The 24,438-nt window shown below is 36.9% G+C and carries 17 protein-coding genes; 7 read left to right on the top strand and 10 right to left on the bottom strand.

The genetic code is table 11. The features are described from left to right. The first annotated feature begins 596 nt into the window (after positions 1–596). Complete coding sequence (locus GQR59_RS08535; protein WP_160061619.1) at positions 597–3,950, top strand: mechanosensitive ion channel domain-containing protein; 3,354 nt, start codon at positions 597–599, stop codon at positions 3,948–3,950. Positions 3,951–4,295: 345 nt separating this feature from the next. Here GQR59_RS08535 and GQR59_RS08530 read toward each other — a convergent pair whose 3' ends face one another. Together GQR59_RS08530 and GQR59_RS08525 are read right to left on the bottom strand one after the other, a co-directional pair. Beyond that, positions 4,296–6,872 carry an AAA family ATPase gene (locus GQR59_RS08530; protein ID WP_160061617.1) on the bottom strand — a complete coding sequence of 859 codons (2,577 nt, stop codon included), beginning with the start codon at positions 6,870–6,872 and terminating at the stop codon, positions 4,296–4,298. Between the two features lie 220 nt (positions 6,873–7,092). Continuing rightward, a complete protein-coding gene (locus GQR59_RS08525) occupies positions 7,093–8,013 on the bottom strand; it encodes a GlxA family transcriptional regulator (RefSeq protein ID WP_160061615.1) in 921 nt (306 codons plus the stop codon). A gap of 123 nt (positions 8,014–8,136) precedes the next feature. Here GQR59_RS08525 and GQR59_RS08520 point away from each other — a divergent pair, with 123 nt between their 5' ends. After that, positions 8,137–8,655 (top strand): cysteine hydrolase family protein, encoded by a 519-nt coding sequence (locus GQR59_RS08520; protein ID WP_160061613.1) that lies wholly within the window; start codon positions 8,137–8,139, stop codon positions 8,653–8,655. Between the two features lie 703 nt (positions 8,656–9,358). Here the strand turns inward: GQR59_RS08520 and purU are convergent. The 3 genes from purU to gcvH form a co-directional block, all read right to left on the bottom strand. Then, on the bottom strand, positions 9,359–10,237 hold the full coding sequence (purU, locus tag GQR59_RS08515; RefSeq protein WP_160061611.1) for a formyltetrahydrofolate deformylase: 879 nt from the start codon (positions 10,235–10,237) through the stop codon (positions 9,359–9,361). Between the two features lie 420 nt (positions 10,238–10,657). Next, entirely contained in the window at positions 10,658–13,570 is a 2,913-nt protein-coding gene (gcvP, locus tag GQR59_RS08510; RefSeq protein WP_160061609.1) for an aminomethyl-transferring glycine dehydrogenase, read from the bottom strand. Between the two features lie 187 nt (positions 13,571–13,757). After that, on the bottom strand, positions 13,758–14,135 hold the full coding sequence (gene gcvH / locus GQR59_RS08505) for a glycine cleavage system protein GcvH (RefSeq protein ID WP_025563429.1): 378 nt from the start codon (positions 14,133–14,135) through the stop codon (positions 13,758–13,760). 388 nt (positions 14,136–14,523) lie between these two features. Between gcvH and GQR59_RS08500 the strand changes: the two genes are divergently transcribed. The 3 genes from GQR59_RS08500 to GQR59_RS08490 all read left to right on the top strand — a co-directional run bounded on the left by GQR59_RS08500 (position 14,524) and on the right by GQR59_RS08490 (position 17,856). After that, entirely contained in the window at positions 14,524–15,150 is a 627-nt protein-coding gene (locus GQR59_RS08500; protein WP_025563428.1) for a helix-turn-helix domain-containing protein, read from the top strand. Between the two features lie 128 nt (positions 15,151–15,278). Continuing rightward, positions 15,279–16,397, top strand: a complete 1,119-nt coding sequence (gene gcvT, locus GQR59_RS08495) for a glycine cleavage system aminomethyltransferase GcvT (protein WP_160061608.1) — start codon at positions 15,279–15,281, stop codon at positions 16,395–16,397. 607 nt (positions 16,398–17,004) lie between these two features. After that, positions 17,005–17,856 (top strand): PhzF family phenazine biosynthesis protein, encoded by an 852-nt coding sequence (locus GQR59_RS08490; protein WP_160061607.1) that lies wholly within the window; start codon positions 17,005–17,007, stop codon positions 17,854–17,856. 164 nt (positions 17,857–18,020) lie between these two features. Here the strand turns inward: GQR59_RS08490 and GQR59_RS08485 are convergent, their stop codons facing one another. After that, a complete protein-coding gene (locus GQR59_RS08485; RefSeq protein ID WP_160061606.1) occupies positions 18,021–18,161 on the bottom strand; it encodes a hypothetical protein in 141 nt (46 codons plus the stop codon). A 27-nt stretch (positions 18,162–18,188) separates the two neighbouring features. On the opposite strand from GQR59_RS08485, the gene GQR59_RS08480 reads away from it, so the two are divergent. Then, positions 18,189–19,004: a pseudouridine synthase gene (locus GQR59_RS08480; protein WP_236546693.1), complete on the top strand. Its 816-nt coding sequence runs from the start codon at positions 18,189–18,191 to the stop codon at positions 19,002–19,004. A gap of 74 nt (positions 19,005–19,078) precedes the next feature. Here the strand turns inward: GQR59_RS08480 and GQR59_RS08475 are convergent, their stop codons facing one another. After that, entirely contained in the window at positions 19,079–20,020 is a 942-nt protein-coding gene (locus GQR59_RS08475; RefSeq protein ID WP_160061605.1) for a M14 family metallopeptidase, read from the bottom strand. Between the two features lie 99 nt (positions 20,021–20,119). Here GQR59_RS08475 and trhA point away from each other — a divergent pair, with 99 nt between their 5' ends. Further along, entirely contained in the window at positions 20,120–20,746 is a 627-nt protein-coding gene (gene trhA / locus GQR59_RS08470; RefSeq protein WP_160061604.1) for a PAQR family membrane homeostasis protein TrhA, read from the top strand. Positions 20,747–20,899: 153 nt separating this feature from the next. Here trhA and GQR59_RS08465 read toward each other — a convergent pair whose 3' ends face one another. The 3 genes from GQR59_RS08465 to GQR59_RS08455 form a co-directional block, all read right to left on the bottom strand. Further along, positions 20,900–21,736 carry an ABC transporter ATP-binding protein gene (locus GQR59_RS08465; protein WP_160061603.1) on the bottom strand — a complete coding sequence of 279 codons (837 nt, stop codon included), beginning with the start codon at positions 21,734–21,736 and terminating at the stop codon, positions 20,900–20,902. Positions 21,737–21,926: 190 nt separating this feature from the next. Beyond that, a complete protein-coding gene (locus GQR59_RS08460; RefSeq protein ID WP_160061602.1) occupies positions 21,927–22,922 on the bottom strand; it encodes an ABC transporter permease in 996 nt (331 codons plus the stop codon). 127 nt (positions 22,923–23,049) lie between these two features. After that, complete coding sequence (locus GQR59_RS08455) at positions 23,050–24,435, bottom strand: CmpA/NrtA family ABC transporter substrate-binding protein (protein WP_160061601.1); 1,386 nt, start codon at positions 24,433–24,435, stop codon at positions 23,050–23,052. Positions 24,436–24,438 lie beyond the last annotated feature (3 nt).

Below are 24,438 nucleotides of genomic sequence, written 5' to 3'. Positions count from 1 at the left end.
TGAGAAATTCTATAGCCTCGTTATGCAACTTAAAGGTAAGTGAGCATGAATAAATCAGAAATAATAAAAGAAGTAGCTAAACGAACAGGTTTTCCAATATTTGAAGCTAAGGTAAAAAAATGTTGGAGATCCAGTGACTTTAGATCCTAATAGATTGATTTTGTTGCGATAAACTATTGACTGTCCACAACTTTATTTCTAAATGGAACAGAAATATAAGATTGTTTATTTGTTCAAGTAGATAAAGGAAGTGACGGGTATATTAGTTAACGGTTACTTCAATTTTAATTGGATTGCTTAGATATCGCTCTGTTAGATGTTATCGAGTTAACAGCCCATTACAACTTAGAACCCTGTAAGTTATTGAACGATATGATTTGTCCATTGCAAAAAAATGATGTGATGAGTATGGTTTGATATGTTTGTGATGATCAATTTTTGAAATACAAGGTAGGATAGGGGGGGTTACTATCTTCGAATCGTCTATAGATTTAACAAAAACGTTTTTAAATATCCATTGCGATAGTAATACGTAAATTATAGTCTTTAAACCTAATCAAATGAATGCATTGAAAACATAAAACAGGTTGTGAATAATGAAGTTTTTTATACTCGTACTCGTTACACTTAACTTATTAATTTCACTTGCATTTGCGCAAGAAAATACCCTAGAAAAACAAGTAGTGGATGCAATAGATAGTGTTGAGCAAAACACAGAATTAGTTGAGGAACAAAAACAACAAGTTCTCATAACTCTTAAAGATGCACAAAAATCACTTATTGATGCAAATGAGCAAGTCAAACTAGCTGAAAATTTTGATGAAATAGCCACTTCCACACCACAACAAATATTAACTATTCAAAATGAAAATGAGCGTTTAAAAAATAGAACAATTGAAATTGATTCATCGTTGCCTGTTAATCAATTACAAAATCAGCTTTTACTAGAGCTTGCAGATCAAGAAAACCGTTTGAACAGGTTAAAAGAAAAGCAAAAAGAACAAAGTGATCTAAGTGTCCGTGGGAGTGCAGTTGCCAATGAGCTGAGCGAAGCATTAGCAAATAAAAAAATAATTAGTGAGGCGGTTAGTAAACAATCAAGTCAAAATACCAACCCCATTGAATTAGCAAATTTCTTAAAACAAAGTGCAAATGTAGATAAATATACTGCAACAATAAATAAACTAGAACGCGAACTCGATACTATATCGACAAGGCAAACTTTAGTGAATGCACAACTTATCCAGTTGCGAATGCAAAGCGAATTTTATGAAAAAAAAATTACGGCACTTAGTGATTATTTATCGCAGACTCGTAATATGGAAGTACAAGAGACGGTTAACAAAAACAAAGAAACGCTTGCCGAATTTGAGCCACAATCTCCACTTTATACTATTGCCAGTGAAAATATTTCACTGGCCGAATTGCTCATAAAAATGCAAGCCGACTCAACCAAAAACAAAGAAAATATTAGTACGCTAAGGAGCCAAAAGCTTGAAGTACAACAATCATCAGAAACAGTTGAACGTGTACTGGCAACTGGAAGAGTAACAGATGAATTAGGTGAATTATTACGTAAGTTGAGAACGTCTTTACCCAATGATAGTTTGATTGAGCAACGCAAATATACCATTGAGGAAGATGCAATTCGAAATCAACTTGATGTGATATTGTGGCAGGAAAGAGTACGTAATATCTCTGACGTTTCGGTTACTGCTAGACAGTTTCTGGAAGATGCGATGAAAAATAATCAGGAGAGTTTAGTCAAGCAACAAAGTGATAATAGCACGTTGTTTACCTACTCTGATATCGAATCTGCGCAAAAACTGGTTGAAACACGCCGTGAGTTATTAAGTTTATTAATTGAAGCATCAAATGAAAAGTCTGATGGTATCAATGAAGAAAAGTTACTTATTAATCAGCTTTTATTATCAAGCGCAGAATTAAGAGAACTCTTAGATCGTAGACTTATTTGGTTACCTTCAAACTCAGGAAATATGAGTAATCTTGTCAATAATTTTATTAACAATATTAAATGGTATGTTTCGCCAGATTCATGGTTAAACTCATTTAATCTTTTATATTCAGGCATGTTAAAAACGCCGACTTTGTTTTTAATCTCACTTATCATCCCAATTACTATTTTAGTCTTAAAATCTAAAATTATTCATGTTTTACAATCATTAGTTAATCAAGTTGGTAAAGTAGGAAAGGATACCTATTTTACAACGCCACTTGCTCTATTGTTAACGTTTGTTTTAGCGTTGCCTGTTCCCCTTGCTTTATGCGCTCTAGCAGGTTTTATTTTAAATAATGCTGAATCTAGCAGCTTTTCAGCTGCGATTGCTACAGGCTTAGCATTAGCTTCTTCAGTCAGTTTGATTTTACTTTTCTTTCGGTCAATGAGTCGCCAAGATGGTATATTTGATAAACATTTTGGATGGAGTGATATTGCACGAAATAAACTCAGAAAGATGTTAACGTGGTTTGTGCCGACACAATCCTTAGTCACTTTTGTATTTGCAAGTGCAATTGCGAGTGGTGAGCCTGAATTGCGTTATGGCATAGCTATTATTGCTTTTATCACTGGGTCGCTCTTTATTACCATATTTACCTACCAATTTTTTCAACCTAATAATGGTGTAGCAAATAGTGTCGAAGGCGATTCATCTACCAGTACATTTATGTATTTATCATTTCCTTTTATTGTTATTTCTCCATTTATTATAGGTTTACTTCCGTTATTTGGTTTTTTTGATACTGCAGTCGAATTACAATCAAAGATCTTCCTATCAGGTATATTATTGGTATTAGTAGCAGTTGTTTATGGCATTATGTTACGTATCTTTTTAGTTACTTTTCGTCGCCACATAATGAAAAAGAAACGCTTAGAAGCGAAGCTTCAACAAGAGGAACTTTTAGCACAAAGTCATGATGATTCAAATCCACCTCAAACTATAAACAATGAGGTAAATAATGAGGTAAACAATGATGAAGTAATAAGACAAAGTCGATCAATCATACTTTGGATCTCTCGATTAATATTTATAGCTTGTCTTTGGTTTGTCTGGAAACCTTTATTACCAGCATTAGGTATTGTTGATGATATTGTTCTTTGGCAAGAAGTGACTGTAGTAGGTGGTGTAGAGTTAGCTAGCGATGTGACATTGTTGCAAATTATTCTAGGCATCAGTTTTATAACAGGTGGGGTGGTTGCGGCTAAAAATATTCGTGGTGTTATTGAAATTGGATTTTTTGAACGATTCAAAATGGATAACGGGGCTCGTTATGCTTTAATTACTATTTTAGGTTACATCTTAGTAGGCACCGGTTGTGTTGTTGGTCTATCTCTATTGGGTATAGATTGGTCAAAATTACAGTGGATTGTTGCGGCTTTAGGTGTCGGATTAGGATTTGGCTTACAAGAAATTGTTGCTAACTTTGTGTCGGGTATTATTATCTTGTTTGAAAGGCCAATTCGGGTAGGGGATTTAGTCACTATTGGCGACCAATCAGGTACCGTGACTAATATTTCAATTCGAGCGACTACGGTTACAGATTTTGACAATCGAGAGGTTCTGCTTCCAAATAAATCGATTATTACTGAAAATGTAACGAACTGGACTTTAAACGATGCAGTGACTAGGGTTGTTATTAAAATTGGAGTCGCTTATGGCTCTGATGTGGAACAAGTTCGTGATTTATTAATGCAAGAGCTTAAAAATAAAACAGACATATTAACGCAACCAGCGCCGCAAGTTTTCTTTTTAGAGCACGGTGATAGCTCACTTAACTTTGAAGCCCGTGTCTATGTAGAAAAAACTGAATATCGCCTTCCAGTCACACATGCTATTAATAGTAGTTTTAACCAAGTGCTTGCAGAAAATAATATCTCTATACCGTTCCCGCAAAGAGACTTACATATTGTTTCTAATCAACTGGTCCCGTAATTGTGGTTGTCTAGTGTTAAGAATATCAAACGTTGGTTACATATTGCTTCTAAGCCTTACAACGTTAGATTCTATGCATTATAAATTTATCAAAGTGAGTTGGGTTAATGAGAAATATGGATTATAAAAATATTGAAAAGTGCTAGACACCCAGTGACTTTAGATTTTTTGACTCGCTTTGGGGCACAAAGCGAGTTAGGAACAAAATTAATTATTAAAAAGTAAGATGAAAGGTCTACCTCTCTAAACAATTCATTCTCAATTACTCTACCATTGACCCATATCGGAAAAATAGTAGAGTAGTTGTACAAAATCATTTATAAATTGCCCACCGTTTTTGTAATACTATCTGCGTTTTTTTAATGCCTTAAAGTAGACATCAAGTACTGTAATATCAGCCAATAATTCATCAATATCTGGCATTTCCGTAACACCCAAACCAGTAGCGGTATCGTGACCTTCAAAGTAAGTACTACATTTTCCCATTCCAGCATTAATGGTAGCTACATCCTCTGGTGTACTATCGACTATATATCGGATATTTTGCGTTTGAACAGTGCGGCTAAACCGCTGCACGACATTTCTAATTAGCCATTCTTCAACTAACCTTTCCCAGGTTTCACGTATTTTCCCATAGATATGTTTAGCATCTCGACTATACGTATCTTCAATAAAGTCATCACGTTTAGTGTATCGACGAAGGTCTACTTCTAACTGTTTCAACCGGCCTATCCTGTCTACAGTTTTTAAAGCATCCCAAGGTGGACTCCCTTGAGGGAACCCAGATAGCTTCCCTCTACGAGTGATAGACTGGATATTAATCGGGTTTGAGGATTCCTCACTCAACATCATCAAAAATGGCAAGTCGTGCGTAAGCACAATCACCTGCCTATGTAGTGCTTCATCTGCAATACGTTTAGCAAACTTGCGCCTCCACTTATGATCTAAGGAATTAACAGGATCATCAAAAATAATGGCAGACTTTCGGTTATCAATCGTTAACTCAGCCATAAAACCTGCTAGAGCTATACATTTTTGCTCGCCCTCACTGGCGATATGTCCTATCTTTGACACATTCCTTGAGATCTGTAGAGTCAATTTCTGTTGACCAGCAGAACCTTGAGTTTTAGTTTCTACATCAAAACTTTTAAAGTTCAACGCCGCTAACTCTTTGGTAAATGAAGCATTAATTAACCCCAAACTGCCAGTTTTAGCCAATTCGGATATAAATCGCGTAATAAGTGAAAGGTTGGTTGTAGCTAAAGCTGAGTTATAACAGTCAAATATCTTAATACGGTTTATTTCATTAAGGATATTAGCTTTATGTGCAGATAACCTTTGTCTATCTTCAAGCTCTATCAACCTGACCTGACTAAGCTTAATTGTCTGAGCTAACGTACCGTCATCAGCAACACCATTCCTTCTTACTTTTAGCGTTTCAACTTGCTGAGATAGTCGTTGTACAAATCTCATATCGAGTGCTGGATAAGTAAATGTTGGATTAGCAGAAATTAGGTTATTCTTTCTATCAAACAACTGCTGTATACATAAGTTGAATTGCTCTATGGCATCAGAAGTAGATTGCCGTATTTCCTCAAAAATACCATCATATGGTTTAAGGTCAAAACTCAATTGAGTTATGGTATTCGTCTGTAAAGTTAGAGTAGTAGTTGCCTTATTTGCATCTACTTGAGACTGATTCGTAATATAATCATTGAACCGAGCCATCCTTTCCGCAGCTTGACTTCCTATCGATTGTAAGCAAGTAGGACAGTGTTCATTTTCAACTGGCGGGAAAGTTCTATCATCACCATTACCAATTATGAAGTTCTGCACATGGCTCCACATTTTTTTCCAAGCATCATTGCCGATACCTTCAATTGGTAAACCATTTAAAGTGTTCTGCCTTACTTGTTCTGCAACTTTTAATTTGGTTGACTTATCATCATACAACGCCCCAATTTTAGCCACATTAACATCACCCAATTTTGCATACCGGTTGTTAAGGAAATCCAGTAACGGTTCACGGTGTTTTAATTTCGTTGCATAAAAAGCTTTTACTTGAGCTGGTGTTTTACCACTTAGATCTGCCACGTCTTTTTTTAATCGAGCGATTTCTTGCAACTCACTTTTATCACCACATTGAGTATCTAATGTAGCTTGAGTAGCAGTAACGAGGGAGTTACAGAAAGCACTCACCTTAGATAATGGATTTAAATCAGGTATTATGTATGGTGCGCTAAATGGAACCATTTCACGTGCCAATTCATCTTTCACAAATTGACAAGCACTACTCAACTCATCCAATAATTTTACTTCTGCTGGTTTATACTCAACACTATCTGTTTTTGAGATGTAGTTTGTTGCTGAATGAGAATCAAAAATTCTTATAGACTTTAACTCAGGACTTGGTTCTGCACCAATAGTCCAGATATTTTCAACTACAGCGGCACCGTCAACTGACACACCTAAGGTAGCTTGTGATGGAATAGCAGAAGGATTAAAAGCATTGGTCGAAATAACAGGAACATCGCCACGCGTTAAACACGCACTTTTCAATATCTTTGCATAACTTGATTTACCTGCGCCATTGTCCCCATATACAGCTGTTAATCCCTCAATTGGAAAGTTTAGTGTTACACCTTCAATTAATGATGAGACATTTTTAACATTACCTATACTTGCTAGGGTAACGGGTGCTTCTTCGGCTTCAAATCCAGCAACTGCAACTTCTTTTGTGTAATTAGGAAAGTTTGCGTCTTCGGGAAGTAAACCAAACTCCATTTTGGCGATTTGGTATATAAGCTGAAGGTCTTGCTGTTGAAGATCTCCTTGTTCCATTACCCTGCGAACTACCTGTCTCCACCATAGTGGCTTATTAGCACTATTTACCCACTTAACAACTTTCGCTATTTGTGTCATACAATCCCTATTTGTAAAATGTGTCCGCATATTAATATGTGGCTAAAAGTAAGTAATTGCTTTGATTTTAAACAACATCACTCATTTCTTAAATGAGTGATGTCTTTAATCTTAAATTCTCTAAAATTGTAAGTCGCTATGTGCTCCTTTGTAGGACATGGCAATAACTTTTTACTCCCTTTTCCTCAGCTCATCAAATAAATAAGAAAGTGATATAATATTAGCTTCTAGCAAATCGCATCCTGAACTCTTTAGGCGTTAACCCCATAGTTTTAATAAATACTTTCCTACAGGCGCTAGTGTCTCCGTAACCGACTTGATTAGCTATCCACTCAAATGAGTACTGCGAACTTTCTAGTAAATCACATGCTTTTTGAATTCTTAGTCGTTGTAAATAGTGGTTAGGGTTGTAGCCTGTAGCTCTCAGGAAGCGTCGTTGCATAGTACGCTCAGTAAGATTAACTTGCTTCGCTAATTCTTGAATTGATACTAATTTCGTATAGCTCAAATTGATTGTCTGCTGAATTACAATAATAGCTTGATCACCATGTAGAAGTAATGGGTTAAATTGCTGATAAAAGCGCTGTTTCCTTGATGCAGTATCGACAACAAGTACCTTTCCAAGTTGCCTCATTACATTCAAAGATGAATATTTAGCCACCAATTCAAAACTCAGGTCCAACCAAGACATCATCCCACCCGCACTAATCACATCGCCGTGATCAATTAAAATTTCATTCGTGTTGAGTAACATATTGGGAAACTGCTTTTGGAATAAATTCGATAAGCCCCAATGTGTAGTTATAGAGCGGTTTTTAAGCAACTTTGTCGTTGCTAGAATAAATGCACCTGCACAGGCTGAAGCAATAATTGCACCTTGGTAATGCTGTATTTTAAGCCATTCAATGAGATCTATTTGAGGGTTAAGGTAATCATCACTCTGCGAACTTGGGGGTAATAATATTACAGCAAAATTTTGTGACAGCTGCTTAGTATTATTGAAGATCATAGGTTCAAATTCTATTTCTATTTTTTGATCTTTACATACTCTATTCGCCATTAGAAACATTTCTTCTAAACCATAGACGGCTGATTTTAAAGCATTAGGATAATGGCAAATACCTATTGAAATCTTTTTCATTGATTAAATACACTCGCTGTCTATTTTGACTTGTTTTTAGTCACTTTAGACTCTAGCAGGATTATTACAAGTTAGCGATAATTACGATATACAGACAATAAATGCAATTAATGGAGAATTAAAATGAACAAAAAAGCACTACTTGTTATTGACCCACAAAACGATTATTTTCCAGAGGGAAAGTACCCGCTTTGGAATACAGAAAAAACACTCAGTAACATCATAATAGCGATTAAAAAAGCAAATGAAAAAGATATCCCTGTAATTTACATTCAGCATATTGCAAAGCCAGCAAAAGGTCTGGCACCATTTTTTAATCAGGGAACCGAGGGGGTAAAAATTCATCCCTTAGTCATGGATACTGCTCCAAAGCTTGAAGTAATAGTAAAAGCTTTTGCGGATAGTTTTGAAAAAACAGATCTAGAAGCAACACTCAAAAATCAAAAAGTAGATGAGCTACTAATATGTGGGATGATGACTCAAAACTGCGTGACACACACTGCAATATCTAAAGTAGCTGATAAGTACAAAGTATCAATTTTAATGGATTGCTGTACTACAGTAAATGAAATGGTTCATAATATCGCTTTGAACGCTATATCAACGAGAGTGCCACTAGTTACGATTGATGGAGTACTTTAGGCTTAATGTATTCGTGGTATTAGAAAACTAATTTTACGAATATTAATGAATAATTGTTTTAAAGTAATTTAACTAAAATGGGCTAGTTAATTTGGTGTTTTCCTAACTCGCTTTGGGGGCGAAAGTGATTTCGATACATATTCATAAAAAATTGTTTTGTTATGTCACTTTTAATTCATCAACAGTTACAAATGCTTTATATAGTTTGAAAAAACTATATGAATGAACATTGAAAATAGGTAACCATAAAATGGTTACCTATTTTTTAAATCTTAATAATTTGCCACAAACTTAATCTTCCATATAGCTTTCAATATTCGGACATGGACGAATCAAGTTGCGATCCCCAAACACATTATCTACACGATTTACGATCAGCCTGTATTTAGCGCCTTTACTGTATTCATTTTCATATTATATATGTTGTCTAAATGAATGAAATTAGTCATATCTCCGTACAGTTTCTATTGGTTTTTTAGGCTTATACTTTCTTAATTGCATAAGTTTTCCGTACAATAAACAGGAGAAAATTATGGTGACTGCACGGTTAGATATTAGATGAAAACATAAACAAGCTACTGATTTTTTTATTTTATTAATCATAATTCATTTCGTTTATCGGATGTTATCTAGCCCTAAAGCTCAGATAACATCGTTAGTAATACTCTTTCAATTAATGTTTTAGCATTAGCCATTCACCTGTTTATTTACCAAACACAACGGTTTTATTGCCATGAAGAAATATTCTATTTTCAATATGGTAACGCACAGCACGAGATAGGGTTAAGCATTCTATATGGCGTCCTTTTGCTGCTAGGTCTTCTGGGTAATAACTGTGATCAACCGTGTCTACGCTTTGCGTGATAATGGGACCTTCATCTAAATCGTCACTGACATAATGCGCAGTTGCGCCAACTAACTTTATACCGCGATCGTATGCCTGATAATAAGGTTTTGCACCTTTAAACCCCGGTAATAAGGAATGATGTATATTAATTGCTCGACCAGATAATTTTTTAGACATGTTATTTGAAAGTACTTGCATGTAACGTGCTAGTACGACTAAATCAGATTTACTCTCCTCAATTATTTTATAAACTTTTGCTTCCTGTTCTGGTTTCGTTTCTTTTGTGATCGGTAGGTGGTAATAAGGGATACCATGCCACTTTGCTAATTCCTCTAAATCAGGATGATTTGAAATAATGGCCGGTATTTCGATATTAAGATCACCCGTACGGTAACGATATAAAAGGTCATTTAAACAATGGTCATGTTTTGACACCATAATCACGACTTTTGATTTATAAGGTCTTGGTGCTAGTTGCCATTTCATTTCAAACTGACTCGCACGTTGCTCAAACTGCTCTGTGAAGTCATCTTGGTTAAATATTGCATCTGAATCGAGTCTAAATTCCACACGAATAAAAAATCTATTTTCTGTGGTGTCTACAAAAGAATGAATTTCGTTAATATAACATTGCTGTTCAAATAAAAAGCGAGTCACCACATCAACGGTACCCGTTCGACTTGGGCAATCTGCAGTGATGATGTAGGTTTGTGCTGCTGATTCAATATCCTTCATTTTAAATCCTTTTGGTATTTCAACAAAATTTGATGATTAAGAAGTATCTTCCGATGTATTTTAATTGTGTTGCTATAGAGATATTTTTGTCATGAATAGTGGTGAATAGACATTTTTTAACGTGTTAATGAATTGCTGTTTGAAATAATTGATATGGAAATCAATGAACTATATTTAACTGTTATTTAGAAAGTTCTATTTATGGAGCTATGTTTAGAGAATAATGTTTAGTAAATTATGTTTGAGAATAGTGTCTAGATAATAATGTTTAGAAAGGTCGATTAAAAATAACGGCTAGTAAGTCATTAGAGAGCTACATCATATTCAATGATTAACATGTAGCTCTCTTATATGCATATTGGTGATTGAAAGTATTAAGTTAACGATGTTTAATATTAAAAACCGTTAACTAATAGATTTCTAATCTTCCATATAGCTTTCAATACTTGGGCATGAACAAATCAAGTTGCGATCCCCAAAAACATTATCTACACGGTTTACAGTCGGCCAGTATTTAGCGCCTTTGCTGAATTCAGTCGGGAAACAAGCTAGTTCGCGAGAGTAAGCGTGTGTCCATTCAGCGTCCATTAGGTCGACTTGAGTATGTGGTGCGTTTACTAATGGGTTATCTTCTAGTGTCCATTCACCTGATTCAACTTTGCTTGCTTCATGGCGAATAGCAATCATTGCATCACAGAATCTATCTAACTCAGTGAGGTTCTCAGATTCAGTTGGTTCAATCATGAGAGTGCCCGCCACTGGGAATGACATGGTTGGTGCATGGAAACCGTAATCCATTAAACGTTTAGCAATATCCTCACCTGAAATGCCAGAAGCAGCTTCAATAGGGCGGATATCGATAATACATTCATGCGCTACTCGACCACCTTTACCACGGAATAAAATAGGATAGTGTGGACGTAAACGTTCCATTACGTAGTTGGCGTTTAAGATAGCCAGTTTAGTCGCTTCAGTTAACCCTTGCTCACCCATCATTGCAATGTACGCGTATGAAATAGGAAGAATTGACGCTGAACCTAACTCGGCTGCTGATACTGCGTAATGTTTGTTGTCTGCAGATTCAGTGACTTCGATGTGTCCTGGTAGGAACGGAATTAAATGTGCTTTAACACCGATAGGTCCCATACCTGGGCCGCCGCCGCCATGTGGAATACAGAATGTTTTGTGCAAGTTAAGATGTGATACATCAGAGCCGATAAAGCCCGGTGTGGTTAACCCTACTTGTGCATTCATGTTTGCACCGTCTAGGTAAACTTGGCCACCAGCTTCATGTACCCATTCACACACTTCTTGAATTGATTCTTCGTATACGCCGTGTGTAGACGGGTAGGTGATCATGATACAAGATAGGTTTTCACGGTGTTTTTCGATTTTAGCTTTAAGATCAGCGTGGTCGATATTACCTTCGGCATCACAACCGACAACAACTACTTTCATTGAAACCATGGCAGCAGAGGCTGGGTTAGTACCGTGTGCTGAGCTTGGAATTAAACACACATTACGGTGCGCATCGCCATTGTGTTGATGGTAGCGTTGAATCGCGATTAACCCTGCGTATTCACCTTGTGCACCTGAGTTAGGCTGTAAAGACATACCGTCGTAACCGGTTATTTCACATAACATGGTTGATAGTTTTTCAGCGAGTTCTTGATAACCAAAGCTTTGCTCTGTTGGTGCAAACGGGTGCATTTGACCAAATTCAGGCCATGTCACAGGTAACATTTCAGCGGCTGCGTTTAACTTCATGGTACAGCTGCCTAATGGGATCATACCGTGTGTTAATGAGTAATCTTTGTTTTCTAGTTTTTTCATGTAACGCATCATTTGTGTTTCACTGTGATGCGCTGAAAATACTGGATGTGTTAGGTATTGACTCGTACGACGACATGCTTCTGGAATCGCTGCAAATTCATCTTTTGCAATGGTGTCACTGAATTCACTAACTTGAAGTGCTTTGCCTGTGATCGCTAGTAATAGATCTTCAACATCTTTTGCAGTGGTTGTTTCATCTAAGCTGATGCCTAATTGCACGGGTGCATTGTCTGTTGTTGCATCTAATGATGGGAACTTACGTAGGTTCATACCTTCTGCTAATGCACGGTGGTAAATTGCTTTACTCTGTTCATTGGTATTAATGGTGATGGTATCAAAGAAAGCTGTATTTTCTAATTCAATACCTTCACTTTGCAAACCCGCCGCTAAAATAGCCGTGTAATGATGTACACGACGACCAATTTTCAATAGACCTTCAGGTCCGTGGTATAACGCGTAGAATGCCGCCATATTGGCGAGTAATGCTTGAGCAGTACAGATGTTTGAAGTGGCTTTTTCGCGGCGAATATGTTGCTCACGCGTTTGCATTGCCATACGTAACGCTTGCTTGCCTTTACTGTCTTTTGACACGCCAATAACACGACCTGGCATAGTACGTTTAAATTTATCACGTGTTGCCATAAAGCCGGCATGCGGACCACCAAAGCCCATTGGTACACCAAAACGTTGTGCGCTACCAATGACAACATCTGCACCCATTTCACCTGGCGCTTTTAATACAGTTAAGGCTAATAGGTCTGATGCTACGGTCACTAATGTCTTTTTAGCATGTGCTTGAGCAATCACGTCTGTTAGGTCTGTGACATTACCGGTTGTGCTTGGGTATTGTAGAATGGCACCGAATACGTCGTGGTTATCTAGCTCTTCACTTGAACCAGTAATTATTTCATAACCAATGTATTCAGCACGTGTGCGGATAACGTCTACAGTTTGTGGGTGTAGTTCATTACTGACGAAGAAAGCATTACTTTTGCTTTTACTTGCGCGCTTACATAAGGTCATTGATTCTGCAGCTGCTGTTGCTTCATCTAATAAAGAAGCATTTGCTAAGTCCATTGCCGTTAAATCCATCACTGCTTGTTGGTAGTTTAATAATGACTCTAAACGACCTTGTGAAATTTCTGGTTGGTAAGGCGTGTAAGCCGTGTACCAGCCTGGATTTTCTAAAACATTACGTAAAATAACGTTAGGCGTTAGGGTGTTGTAATAACCTTGACCTATAAAACTACGATTAACGACATTTTTTTGTGCAATGGTTTTTAATGATGCCAACATAGCCGATTCACTTTGTGGCTCTTCTAGGTTCATTTTCTCTGGTAGACGGATTGCCGCGGGTACGGTTTGGTCTATCAGTTGTTCTAAACTAGTTGCACCAATCGTCTCTAACATTACTTGCTGTTGAGCTGAGTCGGGGCCATTGTGGCGAGTTGCAAATTCTTGTTGGTCACTTAATAAATCGAGTAATGATTTGGCAGTCATATTAATCCTAAACAGTTGCAGTTATAGAAAGGTTGTTTTCTTCTTTTTATAAGCCATTACTAAGCATGCACGAAGCAAGTAGTAATTAAATGCTTTATAAAAAAAAGGCGAATTCAAATGAAGTCGCCTTAATAAAGTTAATGGTTCTTTTTACTGTTGATGCAATGTGTTGAGAAAAGCAAAATGCTTATTCCTCGTTCGCTGCATGGTAGTCTTCGCTTGATAGCAAGTTATCTAACTCGCCAGCGTCTGCTAGTTTGATTTTAACAATCCAACCTGCAGAATAAGGTGATTCGTTGATTAGCTCTGGGCTACCTTCAAGTTCTTCATTAATCTCAATGATTTCACCTGTTACTGGTGCATAAAGATCTGATGCTGCTTTAACTGATTCTACTAACGAGAATGCTTCACCTGCTTCTGCTTCATCACCTACGTCTGGTAAGTCTACAAATACTACATCACCTAGTAATTTTTGAGCTTGGTTCGAAATGCCCATAGTGATGGTACCGTCACCGTTGTCTAGTACCCACTCATGTGATTCTGTGAACTTTAATGCACTTTCCATAGTTAAATCCTTAGCTAGTAAATGGTGTTTAAGAATAAATGTTGTGCAATGAAGCATAACACTCACTTAATAAATTTTAATCAGTCATTAAGATATCGTTAAATAAACTTGTTTCCAATAGTGGAATTAGTTTTCTTGCATAATTAAATTGAAAACTTAATGTTTAACATGTCAATAACAAGCTTAAATAATAGGCTTAATGCATGTTTATCTACAATATATAACAAAGCAATAACAATTGGCGAGCATTATATGGTCTAATTTTGGTTAAATTAAGCAAAAGTTTCCAAAAGGAAACTTTATTTCTCGAATGTGATCTAGATCGTAATTTTAAGGTGCGCTTTTATTTTTGCAGGTTAATATAGAGAACATTAACAGGAGAGCAGTAATGACTGATCAGCAACACCAAGATATTTATCCATCAATGACCATTTCTACCGATCAGCAAACACAAAAGATTGCGCCTATTAAGCTAGGTGAGCGTTTAAAAGAGATACGCACTTCGTTAGGGTTAACTCTAGAAGAAGCCAGCCAGAAGACAGGCTTAGCGCGATCTACTTTGTCTAAAATAGAAAACGAGCAAATATCTCCTACGTTTCAAGCAATGCAAAAACTGACCAATGGATTGCAGATTAATATTCCACAATTATTTGCTGCACCTAAGCAAGTGAATACAACTGGTCGTCGTGACATTACGCGTAAAGAGGAGGGCAAAGCTCACCCTACATCAACTTATGAACATGAATTATTGGCTACTCAGCTCACTAATAAAAAGATGATGCCGTTTAAATCATTAATTCGAGCTCGTGATTTTGATGCTTATGCGGATTGGATACGTCATGATGGTGAAGAGTTTTTATTAGTGCTCAGTGGCGAGCTTACTTTTTTCTCTGAATATTATGAACCAGTGAATTTAAAGGAAGGTGATTCTGTTTATTACGATGCCAATATGGGACACATGCTTGTTTCAGTGAGTGAGGAAGATGCCTCAATTATATGGGTAACGGCTTCTTAGTTGCTTCACGTTTCACTTTTAACAGTAAATATTTTAACCATTAACACTTTATGAAAAACAATATAAACCTTATTAATGACTAAACGTTAGATGACGTTTAAACCTTACAGCCTTTGGAGTACAACCTGATGTCAGAACAATTATTAGTTACACCTCTTCATGCTTTACACATTGAAATGGGCGCGAAAATGGTGCCTTTCGCTGGTTATGATATGCCAGTTCAATATGCATTAGGTGTAAAAAAAGAACATTTACATTGTCGCCAATCGGCAGGGTTATTTGATGTGTCGCACATGGGGCAACTTCGTTTAAAAGGCGAAGGTGCAGCCAAAGCATTAGAAAAATTAGTGCCTGTTGATATTATTGATTTACCTGCAGGTAAACAACGTTATGCCTTTTTTACTAACGAACAAGGTGGCATTAGTGACGATCTAATGGTGACTAATTTTGGCGACCATTTATTTGTGGTGGTTAATGCGGCTTGCAAAACTCAAGATATCGCACACTTAAAAACTAACTTACCTGCCGATGTTGAAATAGAAATTATTGAAGATCGTGCTTTGTTAGCACTTCAAGGTCCTAAAGCGGTCGATATGTTAGCGAAGCTGAACCCGAGTGTTAGCAATATGGTGTTCATGGATGCCGAGAAAGTAGAGCTTGTTGGTGTTGAATGTTACGTCAGTCGTTCTGGTTATACCGGTGAAGATGGTTTTGAAATATCAGTGCCTGCTGCACAAGCTGAGCAATTAGCTCGTGAGCTATTAGCTAACGATGAAGTTGAATGGATTGGCTTAGGTGCACGTGATTCTTTACGTTTAGAGTGTGGTTTATGTTTATACGGTCATGACCTTGATGAAACTACAACACCTGTTGAAGCGAGCTTATTATGGGGTATCAGCAAAGCACGTCGTGCCGATGGTATTCGTGCTGGTGGCTTTATCGGTAGTGAGTTAATACTTGAACAAATAGCGACTAAAAATGTATCACGCAAGCGTGTTGGTTTAATTGGTAAAACTAAAGCGCCTGTTCGTGAAGGTGCAGTATTATTTGATGCCAACGACAATCAAATTGGCGTGGTTACAAGCGGTACATTTGGTCCGTCAAAAGGTATGCCGGTTGCAATGGGTTATATCTATACGGCATTCACTGCTATCGGTACTGAAATTTTTGCTGAAGTACGTGGCAAAAAACTAGCCATGACAGTAGAAAAAATGCCTTTTGTTGCGCAAAGTTACTACCGAGGCTAAACCTTTTATTAAAAACCTTAATGAAAGTTAATATTTTATGGAGCAGGCTATTGCCTGCTTTTTTTATGCTTATTTGTGGTGATAATGTCACATTTAAAATTTAACTGTATAAAAAGCCAGTATATTGTTATTCGCAGACTGAGCCAAAAACCAGACATATATGCTTGTGTTGCTCGATTAATAACCATCCCTCCTTGTTTTAAACGTATTCATGGTAATTTCTTTGTAATATTCAACGTTAACTGTATGTATATACAGCTATCGTTTTTAAATGTGAATTTTTAAGTATGAGTTTTTAAGCAGTGCTAATTTGTAAGCAGTGCTAATTTGTAAGCTGTGTTAATTTTTAAGCATTGCTAATTTGTAAGTTCTGAGACTTTGTAAAATAAGCGCTTCAATTGAAAAGAATTAAATATCCCAACAATTTAGGCTTAAATAAAAAAGGAGCGCTTACTATTCATGATCAGGTTAATTTGGTTTTATGCCAATGACATTAAACGACATTAGAAAATATTAACATAAGATTACCCCAACTCTATCTTGTATCTTTGTCACTCACCCCTGATACTAACCATTCAATATTGGTAAAGTTAACGGAGCAAAAATAATGGAACTCGCAATATATGTGGTAGATGCGTTCACCGAGCAGCAATTTAAAGGCAATTCTGCTGCTGTTGTGCCGTTGACTGAATGGATCGCTGATGAGTTAATGCAAAATATTGCCATTGAAAATAACTTATCTGAAACCGCTTTTATTAAAAAGATTACGCCTAATCGTTACGAAATACGTTGGTTTTCTCCGTTAACTGAAATTGATTTTTGCGGACATGCTACGTTAGCGTCTTCATTTATCTTGTTTAATCAGTTTGATGTTCAAGGTGAAATTGATTTTGTGACGCTGGAAGTAGGGACTTTATCGGTTCAGCAGTTAGATAATGGACGTATTCAAATGAGTTTTCCTAATCAATTGCCTGAGATCGTGAAAGATATTCCACCAGCGGTACTCGATGGTTTATCTATAAAACCGTTAGTAGTAATGAAGAATAGACAAGCTTATTTTGCTGTTCTAGCCTCTGCAAACGACGTATTAAACGTTGAATATAAAGCAGAATGTCTTAAGTCGCTAGCGCCATATGACTTAGTGGTGACATCTAGTGTTATAAATAATTCTGAGTTGAGTGTTAATGTTGCCAATAAGAGTAAAGGTAAGGGTAAGGATATAAAGGCTGACTTTATATCTCGATACTTTTGGCCTGCCAGTGGTGGAGATGAAGACCCAGTAACAGGTTCTATTCATGCCGGGTTAGCACCGTACTGGTCAAAGCAACTAAATAAAAATTCGATGAGCGCTTACCAAGCTTCAAAGCGAGGTGGCATGCTTTATTGTGAAATGAAAGACGATCGAGTGTTAGTGTCTGGTTCTGCGGTTTTATATCTTCAAGGTAAGATATTTGTATAAGCAGTTCAACTTATATTGCTGATTCAAATGGTTAGTTAGCATTCTTCACTGAAGTAGTTCGTTGGAATGATTAGCTGAAATGATTAGCTAAAATGGCAGCAGTTAAAGTCGTTAATGGAATGGTTTGTCACGTTATTGGTTAGAGTGCCGTTACACATCGTAATTCACACCACGACTATGCTAACAATATTATTAGCGGCAACATGACTAACAGCAGCATTAGCATTCACTACAATCACCATTTTACTATCAGCGATAACAACGATAAAAATAACTAGCAGAGCAATATCGATTGTTAATTGCATCACCGTTTACAAGGTACGTTTTATATTATGCGTCTAGATAAATTCATTTGTAAGAGTACGGCCTTAACTAAAGAGCAAGTAGTTGAAAGGCTTCTTAACAATCAAGTGGCGGTTAATAAGGCGATTGTTAGCGATGCAGCTTTTCAAGTACATGAAAATAATCACGTAACACTCGACGGTCAATTGTTAGTTTGTCGTCCATTTCGTTATTTGTTAATGAATAAACCTGCTAATACCATTTGTTCTAATGTTGATGAAGTTTATCCTTCTGTTTTAAATCGTTTAACTGATTTAGATAATGAAGTGGGCAGCTGTGATGTGAATGAATCTGGCATAGACGCACCCAACATAGACACACCCGATATAAATACAACCGACATAGATACACACGACATAGATAGGCCCGATACACCAAAAATACTCGAAACAACAGAGTTGCATATAGCAGGGCGCTTAGATGCCGATACGACTGGGCTCATTTTAATTACTGACGACGGCCGTTGGACATTTAACATCACTTTACCGACGAACGATTGTAAGAAAGTATATCGTGTGGGTTTATCAAAACCTTTACACCCGCATCTTATTGATCAATTTAATCAAGGTATTCAGTTACAAGGAGAAGCTAAGTTAACTTTACCTGCGACACTTGTTCAATTAGCAGAAAAAGAAGTGTTATTAACCATTACTGAAGGTAAATTTCATCAAGTTAAGCGTATGTTTGCGGCTGTCGGCAATCGAGTTGTTAAATTGCATCGAGAGCAAATAGGCGAAGTGATACTAGATGTGGAATTAGGAAAGTGGCGTTATTTAACACCACTTGAAGTTGCTTCTTTTGTTTAATCTTTCATCTTTATCTTTTAATCTAGATTTTTATCTTAAAGAAAGAAGCAACTAGTATGTGGCTAAACGTTTAGCTATTTAGCTACTTCAGGTAAATGGATTTGTATTAGGTAATCTAAGGCTGATTCAATCGCGGCAACTTGTGCATTATTGCAGTCTTCAGGTGTTGCACTGTCACTATCGGGATAAACTTCTGTTGTCGTTGTAAATATCGCATTAGTCATGCCGGCACATAACCCTAATTTTTTAACTGGATAATAAATGACGCCTTCCGCTTCTGCTTTAGAACCAATAATTTCACCCTTATCATCGGCGGGTGCAATATGAGTCACTTGTTTAACGGCTTTAATGATAGAGTTCTGGAAATCAACGCATTTATTCTCTGAGTCGCCGACTAAATAGAAACCATCTGGAATAGTATCTACAATATACTGTTCGCCATCTCTTGCTGCTAATGCAGGTCTGAATTCACTTTCATCGGTATCGGTTGTTTCATGTAAATCAATATGTAAAAGAATTTCACCCTCTAAATCATTAACGAAATTTATTGCGTGTACGGCTTCTTGGCTTTGGCTATCGGTAGTAAATGAACGGTTAGGATCAACTGCATAAGGATTCCAACGAGCTATATGTTCATATCCCCAGGGACTAATACAAGGTAAAACAACAAGGTTAAAGTGAGCGAGGTAATCTTGAGCTGACGTATGTAAGAACTGAATCGCCCCCTGTACACCGCTTGTTTCATAACCGTGGACACCGCCAGTGACTAATATGACTGGTTTTTTTATATCCCAATTTCTACTTTGTAGTGCGAATAAAGGATAACTATTAATGTCAATACTTAAGGTACCGTATTGTAATAGGTTAAAACCATGGGATGAAAGTGACTTAAGTTTCGTTATCACTTCATCCACGTAAGAGCGAGATTTAACCGCGGCATCATGCCATTGCTGTTTTTGCTCATTCGACCAAGCAGTGCCTGGCGTACCAATAGGGTAAAATGTATTCTCTGACATAATATTTTCCTTAGTAATTATTTATTTTAAGTGTGAGATACGCCATTTAAGTCATACTATGGATGAACTTAATATCCTATCATTAATAGAAAGGTTTTTATGTATTACGGCGAAAAACTCAATAGTATTACCCATCTAATTGGTGCCATCTTAGCTTTAATTGGTTTTGGCACATTATTAACGATTGCTTTTCAAGAATATAATTGGCGAATTATCGTTGGTTTTATTGTGTTTGGAACTACCTTGATCATGCTTTATACAATGTCGACTTTATATCATAGTTTCCATCCACCTAAACTTAAAAAAATTTTTCAACAGCTAGACCATGTTTCAATTTATCTCTTGATTGCAGGGACTTATACGCCTTATATGTTACTGACATTACAAGGTAACGGAGGCATGTTAATGCTCGCCTTAGTGTGGGGGCTTGCTGTGATAGGTTTATTGATTGATGTGTTAGTGGTTAAACGAATAGAGTGGTTACAAATCGTTATTTATTTGGCGATGGGTTGGATATGTGTTTTTAAGTATTCTGCATTACAAATCGCTATACCGGGTGCTGGCATCAGTTGGTTAACTATTGGTGGAATTGCTTATACTGTGGGTATTATATTTTATGTATTAGATGATTTGACTAACATGAAGCATGCACATGGGATTTGGCATCTGTTTGTGTTGATGGGATCTATTAGTCACTTTATCTCGATAGCATTCTACGTTCGATAGTTATTGATAGTTATTGATAGTTATTGATAGTTATTGATAGTTAATGACTGCACCTATGCATTGAGACTTCCATCAAGATTGTTATTAATAAGGGGGATTTAAGTCCCCACTTTATTAGTCGCTTTATTGTCTGCTCCATTATGCTCATAAAAGCTAAGCCGTTTTTGCTTTAGTACCTGTCGAAATAGTTTTATTTTTAATGGTTTCAACTTTACGTTGTTTTTCATATAAGAAAGTTAATACCTCAGATCGTAAACGGTTGTAATGTGCATCTTTTGATAAACTTAATCGATCACGAGGGCGCTCTAAATCAACATGAAGAATTTCACCTACCGTTGCGCTTGGACCATTGGTCATCATTACTATACGGTCTGATAACAATACGGCTTCATCAACATCATGCGTGATCATAATGACGGTATTGTTCAATTCGTTTTGAATTTCCATCAATGAATCTTGCATATGTGCTCTTGTTAATGCATCCAGAGCACCAAATGGTTCATCCATTAATAAAACCTCAGGTTGCATTGCTAACGCACGGGCAATGCCGACACGTTGCTTCATACCGCCAGATATTTCATTAGGACGCTTATACATAGCATGGTCCATATGTACTAGTTTCAAATTATGTTCAATCCATTCTTTCTTTGCTGGCTTGCTCATTGTTTTACCAAAGACTTGTTCAACAGCAAGTTCTACATTTTGATACGCTGTTAACCAAGGCAGTAATGAGTGATTCTGAAAAACAACAGCACGTTCAGGGCCGGGTTCAGTGACTTCTCTACCACTTAAAATAACACCGCCTTTGGTTGCTTGGTATAAACCTGCGACGACGTTTAAAACGGTTGATTTACCACAGCCGGAATGCCCGATCAGTGAAACAAATTCACCTTTTTTTATTTTTAAATCAACGTCTTTAAGCGCTGTGAAACCACCTTCAGGTGTTGGGAAAACCATATCTATATGGCTTATATCAAGTAAAGTATCCATGTTTGTTCCTTTATCGCTTTAAAATCATTAATTGCTGTAGTGATTTAATTGCATTTTTGTTTGTTAACGAACAACTAGACCTCTAGTTGTTCGTTGTTCTATTAAATTAACTGCTTACAAAATAACGCCAAGCGACTGTCGTTAGCGCTATTTTATTGTTTACTGTTAAGCGAGTTTCGCACTGTTAAATTTAAACCGTTGTCGCTGATTTATCCCAAGATGCGATACGTTGTAGTTGCAACATGCCTCTATCAAGAATGAATCCAATAAAACCAATAACGATAACCGCTGCCATGATGCGTGCTAAAGAATCTGAACTACCATTTTGAAACTCATCCCACACAAATTTACCAAGGCCTGGATTTTGTGCCAACATTTCTGCTGCGATTAATACCATCCACGCCACACCAAAAGATAAACGCATACCGGTAAATATCATGGGTACTGATGCTGGTAAAACAATTTTCTTAATATGTGTGAATAGCGGTAGGCGTAAAACGCGACTGACATTTTTTAAGTCTTGATCTAATGATGAAACACCAATTGAAGTATTAATAACCATCGGCCATAAGCTACAAAGTGTTACCGTTAATAATGAATTAACAAATGATTTAGACACTAAAGGATCATCTGAAACATAAAGAGCACTAACCACCATAGTAACTAGTGGTAGCCATGCAAGAGGTGAAACGGGTTTGAATATTTGAATAATCGGATTCACAGCTGAGTTGAGGTTTTTACTTAACCCCATCGCGATACCTAATGGAATCGCAATGATTGCGGCTAATAAAAATCCACTGGTGACAGTGATTAAGCTAGTGATGATTTGATCTAAAAATGTTTCTTTACCGGTGTAGTTTCTAATTTTTACTTCATAAGTTGGGTCAGCGGCTAATCTCGCATCATTACGAACTTCTTGACGTAGATAAAATTTATCTGCTTTTGCTCTTTCTGCTGTGTGCTCGTCATATAATGAGTGAAACTGTTGGTAAACAGCATTAGGTCCAGGGAAATCACCTAATGAAGTGTGAATGTTTTTAGCGGCAACACTCCAGAAAAATAGAAATATCATGATGCCTATGCACGGTAATACTAATAATTTACAAAGTGATTTAAACCAACCTTGTAATTTTTGACTTGTTATCGATGAAAATTCTAACTTATTGCTTAGTGAGCTTGTTGTCATTGCGACTATTCCTTATTGAACGCTGTTTTGATACCCGAACCAAAACTAGGAACGGGTATCAATTGCTTTTTTAAAGACTAAATTTAAATTTTATTTATGTACTTTTTCTAGTAACAGTTAAATAACCTTAAATCTTGTCATCTTTTTTAAGTCCAATTTTGAAAGAGTTGATGTAGGCATTTGGTGTGTTGCCGTCATAAACTAAGTCATCAATAAAGTGTGTTTGTGGTGCTCTGAAACCTTTTTCTGTCGCAAAATCTGGGAAATCTTTTGCATCAGCTAGTTTTTCATCAATTAAAGATTGTGCTGCTTGTTGGTAGATATCTGGACGGTAAACTTTTTTCGCTAAGTCTTTGTACCATTCATCTGATTTAGCTTCTGAAATTTGACCCCAACGACGCATTTGCGTTAAGTACCAGATTGCATCTGAGTAGTATGGGTAAGTCGCATTATGTCTAAAGAATACGTTGAAATCAGGCACGTCACGTTTGTCGCCTTTTTCATATTCAAATGTTCCCGTCATACTGTTTGCAATGACTTCATAATCGGCACCAACATAGTTAGATTGCGATAATATTTTTACTGCTGCAGGGCGGTTTGCATTATCTTTTTCATCTAACCACATAGCGGCACGAATTAACGCACGTGTTAAACGTATCGTAGTATTTGGGTATTTTTCAGCAAATTCAGCGGTTAAACCAAATACTTTCTCTGGGTTGTTTTTCCATATTTCGTAATCAGTGACTACTGGTACACCAATACCTTTAAATACAGCTTGTTGATTCCATGGTTCACCTACTGAGTAACCGTAGATAGTACCGGCTTCTAATGTTGATGGCATTTGCGGTGGTGGTGTCACAGATAAGATAGCATCGCCATCGATATGACCGCTTGTATCACCTTTATGTGGTGCATAAAAGCCAGGGTGAATGTCACCAGCAGCTAACCAATATCTTAATTCATAGTTATGTGTTGATACAGGGAAAACCATGCCTAAGTTGAACGGTTTACCTTGTGCTTTATAAGATTCAACCACTGGTTTTAAAGCATCCGCTTTAATTGGGTGAACAGGCCAGCCATCGGCTTGTTTAGGAATGTTTGGTTTCATCTGTTTCCAAATTTCATTAGAAACGGTGATTGCATTACCATTTAAGTCCATTGAAAAAGGGGTAATGATATGGGCTTTCGTACCAAAACCCATTGTTGCTGCAATTGGTTGGCCTGCTAACATGTGAGCACCATCTAGCGTGCCATCTATCAAACCATTTAGCAGAACTTTCCAGTTAGCTTGTGCTTCTATAGTGACGTATAAACCTTCATCTTCGAAATAACCATTTTCATAAGCAATGGCAATGGGTGCCATATCTGTTAATTTAATAAAGCCAAATTTTAGTTCTTCCTTTTCCGGGTACCCTAACTTTTCAGCTTGTGCAAAAGAAATCACTGTTGCTGATATTGCGATGCTTAATGCCAGTTTTTTAGCGACAAATTTGACTGGTTTAATCCAACTCATTAT

This window comes from Psychromonas sp. L1A2 (assembly GCF_009828855.1).
Classification (GTDB): Bacteria; Pseudomonadota; Gammaproteobacteria; order Enterobacterales; family Psychromonadaceae; genus Psychromonas.
Note: the sequence above shows the minus strand (reverse complement) of the source record. Positions and strands in the feature narration are given on the sequence as shown.

Coding starts and splice junctions, on each gene's coding strand:
- GQR59_RS08535 (WP_160061619.1), top strand. CDS start 597: ATGAAGTTTTTTATACTCGTACTCGTTACACTTAACTTATTAATTTCA.
- GQR59_RS08530 (WP_160061617.1), bottom strand. CDS start 6,872: ATGACACAAATAGCGAAAGTTGTTAAGTGGGTAAATAGTGCTAATAAG.
- GQR59_RS08525 (WP_160061615.1), bottom strand. CDS start 8,013: ATGAAAAAGATTTCAATAGGTATTTGCCATTATCCTAATGCTTTAAAA.
- GQR59_RS08520 (WP_160061613.1), top strand. CDS start 8,137: ATGAACAAAAAAGCACTACTTGTTATTGACCCACAAAACGATTATTTT.
- purU (WP_160061611.1), bottom strand. CDS start 10,237: ATGAAGGATATTGAATCAGCAGCACAAACCTACATCATCACTGCAGAT.
- gcvP (WP_160061609.1), bottom strand. CDS start 13,570: ATGACTGCCAAATCATTACTCGATTTATTAAGTGACCAACAAGAATTT.
- gcvH (WP_025563429.1), bottom strand. CDS start 14,135: ATGGAAAGTGCATTAAAGTTCACAGAATCACATGAGTGGGTACTAGAC.
- GQR59_RS08500 (WP_025563428.1), top strand. CDS start 14,524: ATGACTGATCAGCAACACCAAGATATTTATCCATCAATGACCATTTCT.
- gcvT (WP_160061608.1), top strand. CDS start 15,279: ATGTCAGAACAATTATTAGTTACACCTCTTCATGCTTTACACATTGAA.
- GQR59_RS08490 (WP_160061607.1), top strand. CDS start 17,005: ATGGAACTCGCAATATATGTGGTAGATGCGTTCACCGAGCAGCAATTT.
- GQR59_RS08485 (WP_160061606.1), bottom strand. CDS start 18,161: ATGCAATTAACAATCGATATTGCTCTGCTAGTTATTTTTATCGTTGTT.
- GQR59_RS08480 (WP_236546693.1), top strand. CDS start 18,189: ATGCGTCTAGATAAATTCATTTGTAAGAGTACGGCCTTAACTAAAGAG.
- GQR59_RS08475 (WP_160061605.1), bottom strand. CDS start 20,020: ATGTCAGAGAATACATTTTACCCTATTGGTACGCCAGGCACTGCTTGG.
- trhA (WP_160061604.1), top strand. CDS start 20,120: ATGTATTACGGCGAAAAACTCAATAGTATTACCCATCTAATTGGTGCC.
- GQR59_RS08465 (WP_160061603.1), bottom strand. CDS start 21,736: ATGGATACTTTACTTGATATAAGCCATATAGATATGGTTTTCCCAACA.
- GQR59_RS08460 (WP_160061602.1), bottom strand. CDS start 22,922: ATGACAACAAGCTCACTAAGCAATAAGTTAGAATTTTCATCGATAACA.
- GQR59_RS08455 (WP_160061601.1), bottom strand. CDS start 24,435: ATGAGTTGGATTAAACCAGTCAAATTTGTCGCTAAAAAACTGGCATTA.